The 15,091-nt window shown below is 71.8% G+C and carries 15 protein-coding genes and 1 pseudogene; 9 read left to right on the forward strand and 7 right to left on the reverse strand.

The features are described 5' to 3' along the window. The first annotated feature begins 140 nt into the window (after nt 1-140). Nucleotides 141-350 carry a hypothetical protein gene (locus OHA55_RS06245; protein WP_266703554.1) on the forward strand — a complete coding sequence of 70 codons (210 nt, stop codon included), beginning with the start codon at nt 141-143 and terminating at the stop codon, nt 348-350. 10 nt (nt 351-360) lie between these two features. Continuing rightward, nucleotides 361-1,068 carry a DUF4191 domain-containing protein gene (locus OHA55_RS06250; protein WP_266703556.1) on the forward strand — a complete coding sequence of 236 codons (708 nt, stop codon included), beginning with the start codon at nt 361-363 and terminating at the stop codon, nt 1,066-1,068. Between the two features lie 505 nt (nt 1,069-1,573). Here OHA55_RS06250 and OHA55_RS06255 read toward each other — a convergent pair. Further along, the gene (locus OHA55_RS06255; protein WP_266703558.1) at nt 1,574-2,041 is read right to left on the reverse strand and encodes an RDD family protein; all 468 of its coding nucleotides are present in this window, start codon (nt 2,039-2,041) and stop codon (nt 1,574-1,576) included. A 232-nt stretch (nt 2,042-2,273) separates the two neighbouring features. Between OHA55_RS06255 and glnA the strand changes: the two genes are divergently transcribed. Next, nucleotides 2,274-3,683: a type I glutamate--ammonia ligase gene (glnA, locus tag OHA55_RS06260; protein ID WP_266703560.1), complete on the forward strand. Its 1,410-nt coding sequence runs from the start codon at nt 2,274-2,276 to the stop codon at nt 3,681-3,683. Between the two features lie 395 nt (nt 3,684-4,078). Here the strand turns inward: glnA and OHA55_RS06265 are convergent, their stop codons facing one another. From OHA55_RS06265 to OHA55_RS06275, 3 genes are all read right to left on the reverse strand, one after another. Then, on the reverse strand, nt 4,079-5,710 hold the full coding sequence (locus tag OHA55_RS06265) for an alpha/beta hydrolase (RefSeq protein WP_266703562.1): 1,632 nt from the start codon (nt 5,708-5,710) through the stop codon (nt 4,079-4,081). A gap of 226 nt (nt 5,711-5,936) precedes the next feature. Continuing rightward, nucleotides 5,937-6,740 (reverse strand): hypothetical protein, encoded by an 804-nt coding sequence (locus tag OHA55_RS06270; RefSeq protein ID WP_266703564.1) that lies wholly within the window; start codon nt 6,738-6,740, stop codon nt 5,937-5,939. A gap of 99 nt (nt 6,741-6,839) precedes the next feature. Further along, entirely contained in the window at nt 6,840-7,151 is a 312-nt protein-coding gene (locus OHA55_RS06275; protein ID WP_266703566.1) for a hypothetical protein, read from the reverse strand. A gap of 132 nt (nt 7,152-7,283) precedes the next feature. On the opposite strand from OHA55_RS06275, the gene OHA55_RS06280 reads away from it, so the two are divergent. Then, nucleotides 7,284-7,646 carry an ArsC/Spx/MgsR family protein gene (locus OHA55_RS06280; RefSeq protein WP_266703568.1) on the forward strand — a complete coding sequence of 121 codons (363 nt, stop codon included), beginning with the start codon at nt 7,284-7,286 and terminating at the stop codon, nt 7,644-7,646. Between the two features lie 46 nt (nt 7,647-7,692). On the opposite strand, the gene OHA55_RS06285 is transcribed toward OHA55_RS06280, so the two are convergent. Further along, a complete protein-coding gene (locus tag OHA55_RS06285) occupies nt 7,693-9,015 on the reverse strand; it encodes a hypothetical protein (RefSeq protein ID WP_266703570.1) in 1,323 nt (440 codons plus the stop codon). A gap of 159 nt (nt 9,016-9,174) precedes the next feature. Next, nucleotides 9,175-10,110, reverse strand: coding sequence for a Gfo/Idh/MocA family protein (locus tag OHA55_RS06290; RefSeq protein ID WP_266703572.1), 936 nt, complete (start codon nt 10,108-10,110; stop codon nt 9,175-9,177). 376 nt (nt 10,111-10,486) lie between these two features. On the opposite strand from OHA55_RS06290, the gene glnII reads away from it, so the two are divergent. Then, a complete protein-coding gene (glnII, locus tag OHA55_RS06295) occupies nt 10,487-11,506 on the forward strand; it encodes a glutamine synthetase (RefSeq protein ID WP_266703574.1) in 1,020 nt (339 codons plus the stop codon). An 89-nt stretch (nt 11,507-11,595) separates the two neighbouring features. On the opposite strand, the gene OHA55_RS06300 is transcribed toward glnII, so the two are convergent. After that, entirely contained in the window at nt 11,596-11,889 is a 294-nt protein-coding gene (locus tag OHA55_RS06300) for a hypothetical protein (RefSeq protein WP_266703576.1), read from the reverse strand. Between the two features lie 108 nt (nt 11,890-11,997). Between OHA55_RS06300 and OHA55_RS06305 the strand changes: the two genes are divergently transcribed. The 4 genes and pseudogenes from OHA55_RS06305 (at nt 11,998) to OHA55_RS06325 (ending at nt 15,089) form a co-directional block, all read left to right on the forward strand. Further along, entirely contained in the window at nt 11,998-12,906 is a 909-nt protein-coding gene (locus tag OHA55_RS06305) for a hypothetical protein (protein WP_266703578.1), read from the forward strand. Between the two features lie 333 nt (nt 12,907-13,239). Beyond that, a complete protein-coding gene (locus OHA55_RS06315) occupies nt 13,240-13,899 on the forward strand; it encodes a winged helix-turn-helix domain-containing protein (RefSeq protein ID WP_266703581.1) in 660 nt (219 codons plus the stop codon). A gap of 65 nt (nt 13,900-13,964) precedes the next feature. Next, nucleotides 13,965-14,117 carry a hypothetical protein gene (locus OHA55_RS06320; RefSeq protein ID WP_266703583.1) on the forward strand — a complete coding sequence of 51 codons (153 nt, stop codon included), beginning with the start codon at nt 13,965-13,967 and terminating at the stop codon, nt 14,115-14,117. 66 nt (nt 14,118-14,183) lie between these two features. Then, nucleotides 14,184-15,089 (forward strand): annotated as a pseudogene (locus OHA55_RS06325) (metal-dependent hydrolase). Nucleotides 15,090-15,091: the final 2 nt, after the last annotated feature.

Below are 15,091 nucleotides of genomic sequence, written 5' to 3' on the forward strand. Positions count from 1 at the left end.
CGGCAAGGCGGTGTCCGGCGGACACCGCCCAGGAGCAGCGACCCCGGTTCCACGGGCCTCGGTGGCCGAACCGCTGTCGCCCTCCGTTTCCCGCACCCGTTCCGCGCCGTGCGCGGACCGCCCCGAGAGGGAACACCACGATGCAGGCCGCGCCGGTACGTGCCCACACCCTTCCGACCGTCACCCACGCCCTCCGCGCCGTCGAGTCGCTGCTGCTGAGCGGCGGCCAGCGCACCGCCCGCCGCAACGCCTGGGCCGCGGTCCTGGAGGACCGCCGCCGCGCCAAGGACCGGGTCGAGGCCCAGCACGTACTGGAGGCCGTTGCGGAGCACCGTTCCTCGGCCACGTAAACTTCTGTACATGGCGAGGAAGGCAAACACTGAAGGCGCGGACAGCGCCGAGAACGCGGGGCGGCTCAAGCAGATCGCCCTGACCTACAAGATGACCCGGCGGTCGGACCCGAAGATCGGTCTCGTGCTCGCGGGACTGGGCATCGTGATCTTCGGCGTGCTCCTCGCGATCGGCTTCGTGATCGGTCACCCGGTCTACCTGGGCATCCTGGGCTTCGTACTGGCCGCCCTCACGATGATGATCGTCTTCGGGCGGCGCGCGGAGGCCGCGGCCTTCGGTCAGATGGCGGGCCAGCCCGGTGCCGCGGCAGCGGTGCTGGACCGGGTCGGACGCGGCTGGACCACCACTCCGGCGGTCGCGATGAACCGCAGCCAGGACGTCGTCCACCGCGCGGTCGGCAAGGCCGGCATCGTGCTGGTGGCCGAGGGCAACCCGAACCGGGTGAAGAGCCTGCTGGCGGCCGAGAAGAAGCGGATGGCGCGCATCGTCGTCGACGTCCCCGTGCACGACATCATCGTGGGCGACGGCGAGGGCCAGGTGCCGCTGAAGAAGGTGCGCACCAAGATGCTGAAGTACCCGCGCATCCTCAGCGGTCCGCAGGTCACGGCGGCCAACGACCGGCTGCGCGCGATGGGAGACCTGATGAGCAACATGCCGCTCCCGAAGGGCCCCATGCCCAAGGGGATGCGGATGCCGCGCGGCGGAAAGATGCGCTGACCGGTACCTGTACCTCTCGGGACCCTTCGCTCCCCTTCTCTCGCCGCGCGGGCGCGGCGCACGGCACCCCCCCGCCGGTTCCGCGCCCGCACGTCAGCTGTCATGCGTCACACGCTCATCCGCTCACACCGGAGGGGCGGCCCGGACCGGGAAGGTCGGGGCCGCCCCTCTTTCGCGTGGGCGGGGTGCGGGGGAGCGGGCGGGCTGCCAGGGGGCGCGGGAGCGGGCGGGCTGCCATGGGCTCGGGCCGGGGTGTGGGACGCGCGGCCTCTCCGCGGGATCCGAAGGCGCCGCGGGAGGGGCCGTGGCGGGCCGCCGTCCGGGCACTCCGGTCCACATGGTGAACGGAACGGGTCACGGTACGGATGCGGTTGTCCGGATGGCGGAACACCTTCAGGTGTTCTCCGCCCCCTCTCCGGACCCGCCGGGGGCGCCGGACAGGACCGGACATGTCCGGCGCGGCCCGGCGGGGTTCCGGGAGGGCCGTAGACCCCCTCCGGACGGGTCAGAGGCGGACCTGGACGGACCGGGAGAGCCGGTCGTGCAGTCCGCGCCCGTCACGGTCCCAGATGACGGCCGGGATCACCAGGAGCAGCAGCACGGTCCGCACGAGGACGCGCACCGGACCGAGCCGGCCGCCGTCGTCGGAGACGAGGCGCAGGCGCAGCAGGCGCTTGCCGGGGGTGAAGCCGAGGGTGCCCACGGTGAGGAAGCTCAGGACCAGGAAGACGAGCAACGCCCAGTTGCCTGCGGCCTGTTGGTCACCGCCTGCGATGAGCCCGTATGCGATCAAGTAGCAGAGCGCCCAGTCGATGAAGATCGCGCCGAAGCGGCGGCCGAGCGGGGCGACGGCCCCCGGACCCTCCTCGGGCAGCCCGAGGCGCTTGCCCCGGTAGCCGAAGTCGACGCCCATCTCCTCGGCGGCGGCCTGGGGGCCGGACAGCCACGATCCGATTGCTTGCCTGTTGTCCACCCGACAACGGTACTGCGGCCAGGTTTGCCCGCTGCCGCCCGGGGCACGGGATGAGGCGTTGTGACGCGTCGGGGTGTCCCCCCACCGCGCGCCCGGTTAACTTGGGCGAAACAAATGGGTCATGCTTGGGAAATCCCGTCTGCCTAAGGTCGCCCTCAACGTGCGCCACCGCACTGGCGACACACACGAGCTACAACCCCAGCCCCTCCGGGCCGGGAGTAGGAGGAGTTGGATGTTCCAGAACGCCGACGAAGTGCAGAAGTACGTCGCGGACAACGACGTGAAGTTCATCGACGTCCGCTTCTGCGACCTGCCCGGTGTGATGCAGCACTTCACCATCCCGGCAGCGAGCTTCGACCCGGCCGAGGAACTCGCCTTCGACGGTTCGTCGATCCGCGGCTTCCAGGCCATCCACGAGTCCGACATGGCGCTGCGCGCCGACCTGTCGACCGCCCGGGTGGACCCCTTCCGCCGCGACAAGACGGTCAACATCAACTTCTTCATCCACGACCCGATCACCGGCGAGCAGTACAGCCGTGACCCGCGGAACGTGGCCAAGAAGGCCGAGGCGTACCTCGCCTCCACCGGCTTCGCCGACACCGCGTACTTCGGCCCCGAGGCCGAGTTCTACGTCTTCGACAACGTCCGCTTCCAGACGTCGGCGAACGAGAGCTTCTACCACATCGACTCCGAGGCAGGCGCCTGGAACACCGGTGCGGTCGAGAACAACCGCGGGTACAAGGTCCGTTACAAGGGCGGCTACTTCCCGACGCCGCCGGTGGACCACTTCGCCGACCTGCGTGCCGAGATCTCCCTGGAGCTGGACAAGAACGGTCTCCAGGTCGAGCGCCAGCACCACGAGGTCGGCACCGCCGGCCAGGCCGAGATCAACTACAAGTTCAACACGCTGCTCGCCGCGGCCGACGACCTGATGCTCTTCAAGTACATCGTGAAGAACGTCGCCTGGCGCAACGGCAAGACCGCGACCTTCATGCCGAAGCCGATCTTCGGCGACAACGGCTCGGGCATGCACGTGCACCAGTCGCTGTGGCAGAACGGCTCGCCGCTCTTCTACGACGAGCAGGGTTACGCCGGCCTGTCGGACATGGCCCGCTACTACATCGGCGGCATCCTCAAGCACGCCCCGTCGCTGCTGGCCTTCACCAACCCGACGGTGAACTCGTACCACCGCCTGGTCCCCGGCTTCGAGGCCCCGGTCAACATGGTGTACTCGCAGCGCAACCGCTCCGCCGCGATGCGCATCCCGATCACCGGCTCGAACCCGAAGGCCAAGCGCGTCGAGTTCCGCGCCCCGGACCCGTCCTCGAACCCGTACCTCGCGTTCGCGGCACTCCTGATGGCCGGCCTCGACGGCGTGAAGAACAAGATCGAGCCGGCCGAGCCGATCGACAAGGACCTGTACGAGCTGGCTCCCGAGGAGCACGCCAACGTCCAGCAGGTCCCGACCTCGCTGCCGGCCGTCCTCGAGGCGCTGGAGCAGGACAACGAGTACCTCCAGGCCGGCGGTGTCTTCACCCCCGACCTGATCGAGACGTGGATCGACTACAAGCGCACCCACGAGATCGCCCCGATCCAGCTGCGCCCGCACCCGCACGAGTTCGAGCTGTACTTCGACCTCTAGATCGGCCCTGCGTACCGGGTACGCGCCGAACCGTCGATTCGTCGACGTGACATCAGTGGCACGAACGAGGGCCGCTGCCCCTGACCGGGGTGGCGGCCCTCGTTCGTCTGCGTTTCCGGGGTTTACCCGGGCTGAGGGCTCGCCGAGAAATAACCTATGGGTTTTGCGACGTGGGATCGCAGATCAGCGTGGTGCCGACCCACAGGTTGTTCTCCGGCAAGTCCTCAGGGCTGTCCCGTAATCCGTGGTGGATCAGTGCGCGGCGTCGGATGCGGTGCATCGCAAGGCGGAGGAGCGTCCGCGTACTGGATGTATGGGGACGTTCCGACAACGCGGCGAGGTGCCGTAGCTGTCGTCGCGCACCCACCAGGGATTGCGGGACAGCCCTCAGGGGGTTACCGGAGGCGCCGGGAGACGACGCCCGACATCGCGCCGCCGCCTGCGGCGACTCCGCCGTGGGGCATGGGGGTGGCGAAGGGCGGTGTGTCCTGACGGCAGGTCGTGCCGGGCGGGGGAAGGGTGCCGTCGATGAAGTAGCGGCTCTCATGGGCGTTGACGCAGCCGCTGGTGTTGATCAGCGCGGTGTGGCCGTAGCCGGTGTTGGTGAGGAGCCGGGCGTCGGCCAGTTCCTCGGCCATGGCCTGCGCGTTCGTGTAGGGCGTGGAGGGGTCGAAGACGGTGCCGACCACCAGTACGGGGTGCGCCGTGGGCTTGTTCCACGGGCCCGTGTACCGGTTCTCCGCCCGGGTCAGCCAGGTGGCACACGGCTCCGCGGCCCAGGTCCAGTGGCGCCCGGGGTCACCCGTACGAGCGGCGCCGGCCTCCTCGAGGGCGGGGTAGACGGCGGTGTCACGCGGGTTGGGGCTGTCGCCGCAGAGCACGGCGCCCGCCTGTTCGTCGCCCAGGTACGGATACGGCACCGGCGGTGCGGGCAGGGGCGCGGGCTGTGCGGGGACGCGGCCCTGCCACAGGTCCTGCAGCCGGCCGGCGAGCTCCGTCCATCCGGGGTGGAGGGTGTAGAGGCCGGACACCGTGTCACTGACCGTGGCGGCGTAGGTCCAGGCGCCCACGGGCTGCTCGCGGAGCCGCCGCATGAGCTGGTCGAACTTGGACCGGGTCGCCTGCGGGCTGCCGGCCGAGAAGGCGCAGTGGTCCGTGCCGGTGGACCCGCACCGGGTGAGGAACTGCTCCAGGGTGGAAGCCGCGGTGGTGTCGGAGCCCATGCGCAGGAAGGTCGGCAGCCGGGCGTCGCCCATGGCGTGGTTCGTCCAGGCCCGCGGGTCGATGTTGCTGTCGAGGGTCATGGCGCGCACATGACCGGGGTAGAGGTTGGCGTAGGTGGCGCCGAGGATCGTGCCGTAGGAGATTCCCAGGTAGGTCAGCTGCCGGTCTCCCACGGCCTGGCGGAGCAGGTCGAGGTCGTGCGCGCTGTCGGCCGTCGACACGTGGCGCAGGAGTTCCGGGTCCCGCTTCAGACAGCGCTGGTACAGGTCCTTGAACGCGGCGTTCCAGGCCGCCCGCTGCTGTTCGCCCACCGGGAACCCGGCCGGTTTGCGGGCCGCCCAGGCGGCGGCCTCCTCGGGAGTGCCGAAGCAGTTCACCGCGGTGCTGTGGCCGATTCCGCGAGGATCCCAGCTGACGATGTCGAACCGCTCCCGCACTTCTTCGGGGAAGGCTTCGTAGTTCTGCGGCATCTGCACCGTTCCCGGCCCACCCGGGCCGCCGGGGTTGAAGAGCAGTGAGCCGATGCGCTTCCCCGGGCCGGTCGCCTTGTGCCGGACGAGCGCCAGATCGATCGTGCGGCGGCCGGGGGCGGCGTAGTCCAGCGGTACCTCGGCGGTGGCGCAGTCGAAGGTGCTGCCGGGCGAGCAGGGTCTCCAGTCCAGCTGCGGGACGGCCACCCGAGGTGGTGGCGGCCCGCCGGCCAGCGCGGGGTCGGATCCCGTGAACACAGCCGAGCAGATCACCGTCGCGGCGAGGGCTGCGGCACAGCGCCGGCGACCCGGTATGGAGGCGCGTACGGACATGCGGAGTCTCCCTGTCTCGCGTGGAGGGGCGCCCGTGCCGCCGGTTCGTGGGGATCGGTACGCGTGTGCTTCCACCACACCGGCGTGCGGTCGTGGGCGCGAACCGGCGGCGGCCGAACGGGCCGCGTGCGGGCGGGCTCACGGCGCGGCGCCCGCGTCGGACGTGGGGGCGTCTTGATCGGGACGTGGACCGGCCACGGGTGCACAGGGGAGAGGTACGGGCCGGTCAGCGCAGTTCGACGACCGGCCGGACGAAGAAGTCGTCGTCACTGTCCTCGTCGTCGGGTTCCCGCAGGAATTCGGCGAGTCCGGGGTTGTGGTTGGCGGTCGCCATGGGCAGCCAGGTGAGGAAGGTGCCGTAGCCGCCGCACGCGGCCTCGCCGCCGTCGCCGCCGTAAACGTGGCCGGGGTCGCTGGTCACCTCCGCCTCGTACACGCCGTATCCGAAGCGCAGGCCGAAGGCGTTGGGCAGATGGTGCGGGCCGGCCCCCTCTCCGTACGGGGAGCTGTCGGCCGGGTACGTGTCGCCCCAGCGGAACAGGGTCTCCGCGCCGGCTCCGGCGGCGTGCTCCCACTCGTCGGGGGTGGGCGGGCGCAGGCCGCGGGCGGCGAGTACGGAGGCGACCTCGGCAGGTACGTCGGAGAGCGCCTCGGCCTCCACCGCCATGAGGAGGGTGGGCACGGTGACCGTGCGGCGGGGTGTCAGGACCCCGGCGAGGTGGACGAAGAGGTCGGCGTCGAAGCCGAAGCCGCCCGCGATGCTCTCCTCGCGGTAGGAGCGGAGCTGTTCGGCGGTCGGGCTCCACGCGGCCAGGTCGAATCCGACACGCACCTCGCCCCCGGGTATCAGGGCGAACCCCTGCCCGTCCCGTTCGATCACCGCGCGGTGCGGGACCCGGCCCAGCGCCGGGTCGCTCTCCCACTCCGCCAGGGTGCCGCCCACCTGCCGGGCGGCTTCCTCGGCGCGACTGCGCGCGGTGGCCCCGTCCAGGGTGCACCAGTGGTCGAAGGTCAGGGCGGTGAGTGACATGGCGGAAGTCTGGCAGCCGCCACCGACAACGGGGCGCGAGCGAGCCCCCGCCCCGGCAGGACCGGGGGCGGGGGCTCGTGGGTGGCCCGTGGGGACGGCTCAGCGGCCGTAGCGGATCAGCGTGCGGACCATGCGGCAGGTGAGGTCGGACGGCCGGTGGATGCCGAGGCGCTCGGCGGCGCGGCGTATGCGGCGGTTGCTGGCGCTGGAGGGCTGGTAGACGCCGGAGTCGAGCAGGGCGATCGTCAGGCGCATGGCCTTCAGCCGGCGGTTGTGGGCGACGTACCACTCACGGGGGCGGCCCGCCGGGAGCCTCTTCTTGGGGTGGGGCGCGGCGACCGGCTGCATCGGTAGGAACGGGGCGTGGAGCGTCGGGTCGAGCGGCTTGATCGTGACTGCGGCGACGGCCATCGGCAACCTCCTGGCGCGGTGGTGGAACCCTCACGAACTGCTTTTATTTTACCGCCTCGCACTGACAATCGCCCCTGGCCAGAGGGGATTTCGGCCGTCCGCCGCACCCTCCTCGGCCGTATCCTCGACCCCATGGAGATCTGGATCAATCCGCAGTGCTCGAAGTGCCGGAGCGCCGTCTCACTGCTGGATGCCGAGGGGGCGTCGTACACCGTGCGCAGGTATCTGGAGGACGTGCCGACGCCGGACGAGATCAGGGCGGCGCTGGACCGGCTCGGGCTGGAGCCGTGGGACATCACCCGGACCGGGGAGGCCGTCGCGAAGGAGTTGGAGATCGACTCGTGGCCCCGGGAGACGGCGGAGCGCGACCGCTGGATCGCGGCGCTCTCTGCACAACCGGCGCTGATCCAGCGGCCGATCATCACCGCCGAGGACGGCACCGCCGTGGTGGCGCGTACGGAGGACGCGGTACGGGACGCGCTGGGGCGCCGCTGACTTCCGCGGCCCCCAGCCCCGCCCCGGTGGTGTTCCGCCGTCCCCGTCAGCGCTCCGCCGGGCCGCCCGGACCCGCGAGCCTCCGGCGGCGGGGCCACCAGGACCGGTGCGCCAGCGCGAGCGCGAGGCCGCCGGCAGCCGCCAGACCGGCTCCGGCAGCGAGGTACCCGGGGCCGGCCCCGCCGGTCGCCGCCAGTTCGGGGGCCGTGCCGCCGCCGGAGATAGACCCGCCGACGGCACCGCCGGCCGTCGTCCCGGCCGTGGTGCCGGTGATGGCTCCGCCGGAGGTCGTGGAGCCGGTGCCGCCCGTACTGCCCGCGCCGCCGTCCGCCGCCCCGTCCTCGGACGGATTGACCACGATCTTCGCGGTGTTGTTGCCCGGCTCGTGGTCGAAGGACAGGGTGCCCGCCCGGTTCTCGCCCGGGACGAAGGCGATCTCGCCCGTGGCGTCCGGGACGACCTTGTCGATGCGCAGCGTGAACTCCAGGGCCAGCGTTTCGTTCTCTTCGGCATAGGCGTTCACGGTGGTGCACCGGTACGTCGTGGCGCCCGCTGCCGGGACCTCCTCCCCGTCCGGGCCGACCGGGTGGCAGACGTCGGGTGCGTGGGTGACCGTGGTGCCGGGCGGCACGCCGACGTCGAAGACACCGATGGGCGTTTCCGTGTCGTTGTCGACCCAGGCGGGGCCGTTGTTGGCGAAGGTCACCGTCGCTTTGACGGTGTCGCCCTTCTCGCCCGTGACCTCGGCCCCGGTGAGGGAGAAGTCGGCGGTGCTGTCGGCCGTGACGTGGGTGAAGGGGAGCGCGTCGAGGTACTCGGCCCCGGCGGGCGGGGTCTCCTGCGGGACGAACCGCAGTTCCTCGCCGACGCCGTCGCGCGGACCGGTGTGGAACACCGGCGAGTCGGCATGGACGACCAGGGTGTACCACTCGTACAGAGCGCGCGGCTGCAGGGTGAGGGCGACCGGTTCCTCGGGTGCGTAGACGACTCCCGGTTCCAGAACCTGTTCGATGTCGCAGGTCGCTTGCACCTGCGCCGGGCCCTCGTCCTGCGCGGGGATCTCCTCCTGCACGCAGTTCGAGTACTTCTCCGCGAACGCGGTGCCGGTCGATCCACCGATGTAGAGCGTCACTCGTTCGGCCGGTCCGTCGCCGGCGTTCTTCACCGTGATCTCCAGCGGCACGGTGTCCCCCGGTTTCACCCCGGTGACGGGCGAGGGCTTGGCGAACTGCAGCAGCGGGGTGCCCGCCGCCCGCGCTGCCGACCCGGCCGGCCCGTCGCTCCCACCGTCCGCGACGGCCGGTCCCGCCGACATCCAGGCCGCCGCCGCCAGTGCGGCGATCAGCCCCATTGCTCGCGTACTGCCCACGGAACCCACCGTCCCTCCGAAGGGGTGCGCACGGAGCGCGTCCCTCGCGGCCCGACCACACGCGGTTGATGCCTGAGAGACACGTCCGGGCCCCGGACGGTTGTACGCCGCCGGCCGGTTCGGGGCGGCGCGCGCCGTACGCCCGTCACGATCCGCGGGTCACGATCCGGCGTGCACCGCCGGGCCGGCCGGTCCGAGCTGCGCTTCCGCCTGGGCCAGCAGTTCGGTCAGGCGCGTCCCGAACCGTACGTCGCAGGGGTGCGGTTCGCCGGTGCGTACGGCCTGCGCCAGCGCGTCGACGGCTCCGGCGAAGGCGTTCAGGGCGCCGCCCCAGCGGGGCAGGGTGGTGACGCCGTGTTCGCCGCGGAGTTCGATGTCGGTGCCGGCGGCAGCGAGCGGGGCGGAGAGGCCGAGGACCGCGGTGCTGGAGGCACCGGAGGTGTGGCGGAGCACCAGGTGCACGGTGTCGGACGGGCCCCGGACGGCGGTCAGTTCCGTGACGTCGCCGAGTACCGGAAGGAGTACGGAGAGGGCGTGCGGGCCGACGTCCCAGAGGCCGCCCTTGTCGCGGCGCCACGGGGAGGCGCCGTACTCGCTGGTGGAGCCGGGCGCCCAGAGCGCGCCGAGCCACTGGGCCCGTGCGGTGAACCAGCCTTCCAGCGCGGCCTGTTCGGCGATCCAGGCGGCCGTCTCGGGGGCGAAGCGCAGGGTGCAGAAGACGACGGAGGCGACGCCGGCCCGGGCGGCGGCCTCGGCGACCTCGTGGGCTCCGGCGGCCGTGGTGGCGACCGGCTTGTCCAGCAGGAGGTGGCAGCCGGCGGCGGCCGCCCGGGCCGCGATCGGGGCTTGCACGTCCGGCGGCAGCGCGACGGCGACGGCGTCGCTGGCGGCGAACAGCGCGTCCAGGCCGTCGTCGCCGGAGAAGGCCGGGACGTGGTGGGCGCCGGCCAGGTCGGCCGCCGCTTCGGGGCGGCGGCCCCACACTCCGCTCAGTTCGGCGCCGGGGTGGGCGGCGAGGGCGGGGGCGTGCGTCTTGCGGGCCCACGGTCCGGTACCGAGCAGGCCGATGCGCAGGGGGGTCGCGGAGATCGTCATGGGTACCAGTGTGCGGGCCGGGAGCCCACGCCCCTGGGCCTGTCGTGTGGACCGGGCCGGGTCGGCGACCGACGACGACGCCGCGAGGTGCGGCCCCCGGGCACGCGAGCCCGGCATGATCCACACGAAATGCCCAGGTGGCGTGGACGTATACGACGCCGCCGGCGGAGCGCCGGGCGCGGGAGGCCGGGCACGCCGCCGCGGACCCGGTGGCGTACGGCCGGGGGCGCGGGGGGCGGGAGGGACCCGCGGGTGTGACGCGCTTCACCTGCGGAAAACGTTGGTAACACGGGGTTCACATACGGGCAACGGACGGGAAATCGCGCCTTGCGAAGCTCTGCGCATAGACCTCGCAGCACCGCAAAGGATGGCTTCCGTGACGTTCAAGGCTGAGTACATCTGGATAGACGGCACCGAGCCGACCGCCAAGCTGCGTTCGAAGACGCGCATCCTGGCCGACGGCGCGGAGCTGCCCATCTGGGGCTTCGACGGTTCGAGCACCAACCAGGCCGAGGGCCACGCCTCCGACCGCGTCCTGAAGCCCGTCTTCACCTGCCCGGACCCGATCCGCGGCGGCGACGACGTGCTCGTGCTGTGCGAGGTCTTCAACATCGACATGACGCCGCACGAGACCAACACCCGTGCCGCGCTGCGTCCGGTGGCCGAGCGTTTCGCCTCCCAGGAGCCGATCTTCGGCATCGAGCAGGAGTACACCTTCTTCGCGGGCCACCGTCCGCTCGGCTTCCCCGAGGGCGGCTTCCCGGCCGCGCAGGGCGGCTACTACTGCGGTGTCGGCGCCGACGAGATCTTCGGCCGCGACATCGTCGAGAAGCACCTCGAGAACTGCCTCGCGGCCGGTCTCGGCATCTCCGGCATCAACGCCGAGGTCATGCCCGGCCAGTGGGAGTTTCAGGTCGGCCCGCTGTCCCCGCTGGAGGTCTCCGACCAGCTGTGGATCGCCCGCTGGCTGCTCTACCGCACCGCCGAGGACTTCAACGTCTCCGCGACCCTCGACCCGAAGCCGGTCAAGGGCGACTGGAACGGCGCCGGCGCGCACACCAACTTCTCCACCAAGGCGATGCGTGAGGGCTACGAGCCGATCATCACCGCCTGCGAGTCGCTGGGTGAGGGCTCGAAGCCGCTCGACCACGTCAAGAACTACGGCGCCGGCATCGACGAGCGTCTGACCGGCCTGCACGAGACCGCCCCGTGGAACGAGTACAGCTACGGCGTCTCCAACCGCGGCGCCTCGGTCCGTATCCCGTGGCAGGTCGAGCAGGACCAGAAGGGCTACATCGAGGACCGTCGCCCGAACGCCAACGTCGACCCCTACGTCGTGACGCGGCTGATCGTCGACACCTGCTGCACCGCGCTGGAGAAGGCCGACCAGGGCTGATCCCCCGCACCTCCCCGTACGCCGAGAGGGCGCCCGCCGGTTTCCGGTGGGCGCCCTCTCGGCGTGATCGGCGTACCGGCCGGACTCCCCTACGCGGCCGGCGGGGTGCCGTACCCGTCCAGGAAGAGCCTGAGCGCGCACTGGTCCTCGGCCTCGACGTGGACCGGCCGGCCCCAGTACTCGCCGAGCCGGTGCGCGACCTCGACCAGCCTGCGGCGTTCCTCCGGAGAGTGGGCCGGGAAGCGGACCCAGCCGTGTTCGGCGACGACGGTGCCGAGTTCGTTGAAGAGGGTGGTCCGGGCGCGCCGCTCCTCGTCCTCGGTCAGCGGGGTGGGGCCGCCCTCCGCGGGGTGCCGACGGACGTTGTACAGGTCTCGGATCACCGGATGTTCACCCCTCGCCGGGCGCGGGCGATCGTCCGCGCGCGCTCTGTGGGCAGGTTATCGGCCTGCGGGAGGGCCACTGTCGCTGGCGCGTGCGAAAGTGACGGCATGCTGGAGATCAAGGTGAAGACCGAGGGCACCGAGACGTACACGCGCCCCACGGCCGACGAGTTGACGGATCTGGTGCTCGGGATCGGCGGGGGGAGGAACCGCTTCCTGGTGGTGCAGCGGGTGCCGGACCGGCCCGGGCGGTTCGTGCAGGTCTGGCACGAGGGGGACGGCCCGTACGAGCTGGAGTACCGCGCGGGCGGGCCCGGCGACCACTACCGCACCGAGGTCTCCGCCCCGGAGCGGGTCGCCGAGGTGATGGCCGGGTGGGCGCGGCAGGAGGAGGACTGGGACGCGGGGATCGGCTGGGAGTCCCTGGGGCTGCCCGAGGCCGAGCCCGTACCGGCTCCGGAGGCCGGGGTCCTGGCGCGGCTGGAGGAAGTCGTCCGGGCCCAACTGCGCGGCGGTTTCGCCACGGTGGAGACGCTGATCGAGTGGGCCGCCGGCTGCCTGACGGAGGACGGGGTCTCGCCCGTCACCGCCGAGCAGGCGAGGGCCGTCGTGGAGCGGCTCTGGCTGGAACGGGTGGAGGAGCAGGAGAGCTGGACGGGGGTGAGCGACGCAGACCGGCTGGAGAGCGCGTTCGCCGTCCTGGGGGCCGCCGGTCTGACCGCCCGGCAGAACTTCACCTGTTGCCGTTCCTGCGGGATGAGCGAGGTGTGGGCGGAGGACGAGTCGGCGCGCGGTTTCGTCTTCTTCCACTCCCAGGGCACCGCGAGCGCGGTCTCGGGCCACGGACTCGCCCTGTACTACGGCGGGTTCGACGATTCCGAGGAGACCACCTCCGCCACGGGCCACGAGGTCGCGACGGCACTCCGGGACGCCGGACTGGCGGTGGAGTGGGACGGCGATCCCTCGAAGGCCATCGAGGTGGCCGTGCCGGACTGGCGGAGGCGGCTGGTGGGCTGAGCGGCGGTCCGGTCCAGCTCAGGGCGGTTGCGGACGCGTCCCGGAAGCGAAGTGCGAGGCACGTCACGCAAAGGGTCCGTATCGACGGGTGAGAGGAGACTGCTGCCGCGCCGCATTCTCTGCTTCAATGGGCCCATGGCCGGCTTCCAGTACACCTCATCGGGTCGCAGCGACCTTGAGCCGTTCTGGCCTTCCCGTCAGCACCACGACTTCGACCGGGTGTGTTGCCGCGCGAGGAACGCGCAGGCCCTCTAAAGCCGCTCACCCCGGCCTTCGGCCCGCGCGCACGACGTACGTCCCTCGACGACTCCTCGCGCGAAAGAGCTGACCCTCATGGCGAACGCCCGTACTCTCACCGCCTCCGCCGCCACCGCGGCATCGGCGGCCCCCGCTGCGGCCACCACCACCGCCCGCACTCTCACCCCCAACCGCCGGCTGCGCTCGGTCGACCGTGACGACGTCGTCCGGCTGACCGACATGGCCGACCTGCTCCCGCCGGGAGCCACCTGGCTGCCCGCACCCCAGCACTCCCTGCCCACCCTTCCGGGGCGCCCGCCGATGATCGGCTACCTCGTCCTCGTACCGGCCGACCAGCAGGCCGCTCTCGCGGGCGCGTTCACGGATGCCCAGCACTTCGCCGCCGGACCGCTCCCGCAGGGCATGCTCGCCCCGCAGGCCGTGGTGCGGGAGGCTCCCGCCGCTCCCGCGTCGGACGGTCCGGTGCTCATCGACTCCACCCGGCGCATCGCGACCGTGGACGGTGTGGCGCTCGACCTCACCTACCTGGAGTTCGAGCTCCTCGCCCACCTGGTCGCGCACCCCCACCGGGTGCACACCCGCGACCAGTTGGTGACGACCGTCTGGGGGTACGGCCACGTCGGCGACGGCCGCACCGTCGACGTCCACGTCGCCCGGCTGCGCCGCAAGCTCGGCGCCCAGCACCGCCACTCGATCCAGACCGTCCGGCGGGTGGGCTACAAGTACGCCCCCTGACAGGGACGTCGGACAACACCGGGCCCCGGACCCGCGGTTTCGTACCGCGGGTCCGGGGCCTTCCGGTGTCCCGGCCGGTCCGGTACGGGCCGCGGGCCGTCGCCGAGCACACCTCGAACTCCGGGAGGCTCGGGCTGGTCCCGTCCGACGACGACCGCCGGGTCCTGGTGGTACGCGCCCATCCGGACCGGGGCGAGCGGGGCGACCGGCCGGCGTGACCACCGGTCCGAGGAAGAACGCGCAGGCATCTGTTCCTGCGCCCTACCCATCAGTACATTGACACCATGTCCAACAAGCAGCCGGCGGCGGTCACTTCGGAGCGGACGCCGCTGAAGCCCCGCAACGTCTCGTTCGACTGGGAGCGCACCCCGCTGCACTGGGTGCCCGGCGATCCGTTCGCCGCCCACACGATCAACGTCCTCCATCTGCTGCTTCCGGCCGGGGAGCGCTGGTTCATCCACGTGTACCGGCAGGTGCTGCCGTACATCCGCGACGAGCGGCTCCGCGAGGACGTCATCGGGTTCATCGGCCAGGAAGCCGTGCACTCGCAGGCGCACGACGACGTCCTGCCGCACCTGAAGAGGCTCGGGCTCGACCCGGCGCCGTACACCGCGCAGGTGGACTGGTTCTTCGAGAAGCTGCTCGGCGACCGGACCCTGCCGCCCGGGCGGGCGCGGGAGTGGTGGCTGAAGGAGCGGGTGGCGACGATAGCGGCGATCGAGCACTACACGGCGTTCCTCGGCGACTGGATACTCAACGCCGACGCCCTGGACCGGCTGGGCGCCGACCCCACGATGCTGGACCTGCTGCGCTGGCACGGGGCCGAGGAGGTCGAGCACCGTTCGGTGGCGTTCGAGGTGTTCATGCACCTCGACGGCGGTTACCGGCGCCGGGTGCGGACCTGGGCCACGGCATTCTCCGCGCTGGTCTTCCTCTGGTAGCGCGGGGTGCGCTTCTTCGTGGAGAACGACCCGGAACTCCCCGGCGGCCGGGCGTCGTTCCGGGAGTTCCACGCCGGTGGCAGGCGGGGCACGCTGCCTCCGGCCGGGGACATCCTGCGCTCGGTACCGGACTATCTGGGCCGCCGTTACCACCCCTCCCGGACCGGCAGCACCGCCCAGGCCGTCGACTACCTCGCCCGCTCCCCCGCGGCACTCGCCGCCGGGGCCCGCACCACGGGAGACCACTGAGC

It is taken from the genome of Streptomyces sp. NBC_00102 (genome assembly GCF_026343115.1).
In the GTDB taxonomy this organism is placed as follows: Bacteria; Actinomycetota; Actinomycetes; order Streptomycetales; family Streptomycetaceae; genus Streptomyces.

Bases quoted from the DNA above. Each gene is read 5' to 3' on its own strand.
- OHA55_RS06245 (WP_266703554.1), top strand. From the start codon at position 141: ATGCAGGCCGCGCCGGTACGTGCCCACACCCTTCCGACCGTCACCCAC.
- OHA55_RS06250 (WP_266703556.1), top strand. From the start codon at position 361: ATGGCGAGGAAGGCAAACACTGAAGGCGCGGACAGCGCCGAGAACGCG.
- glnA (WP_266703560.1), top strand. From the start codon at position 2,274: ATGTTCCAGAACGCCGACGAAGTGCAGAAGTACGTCGCGGACAACGAC.
- OHA55_RS06265 (WP_266703562.1), bottom strand. From the start codon at position 5,710: ATGTCCGTACGCGCCTCCATACCGGGTCGCCGGCGCTGTGCCGCAGCC.
- OHA55_RS06270 (WP_266703564.1), bottom strand. From the start codon at position 6,740: ATGTCACTCACCGCCCTGACCTTCGACCACTGGTGCACCCTGGACGGG.
- OHA55_RS06275 (WP_266703566.1), bottom strand. From the start codon at position 7,151: ATGGCCGTCGCCGCAGTCACGATCAAGCCGCTCGACCCGACGCTCCAC.
- OHA55_RS06280 (WP_266703568.1), top strand. From the start codon at position 7,284: ATGGAGATCTGGATCAATCCGCAGTGCTCGAAGTGCCGGAGCGCCGTC.
- OHA55_RS06290 (WP_266703572.1), bottom strand. From the start codon at position 10,110: ATGACGATCTCCGCGACCCCCCTGCGCATCGGCCTGCTCGGTACCGGA.
- OHA55_RS06305 (WP_266703578.1), top strand. From the start codon at position 11,998: ATGCTGGAGATCAAGGTGAAGACCGAGGGCACCGAGACGTACACGCGC.
- OHA55_RS06315 (WP_266703581.1), top strand. From the start codon at position 13,240: ATGGCGAACGCCCGTACTCTCACCGCCTCCGCCGCCACCGCGGCATCG.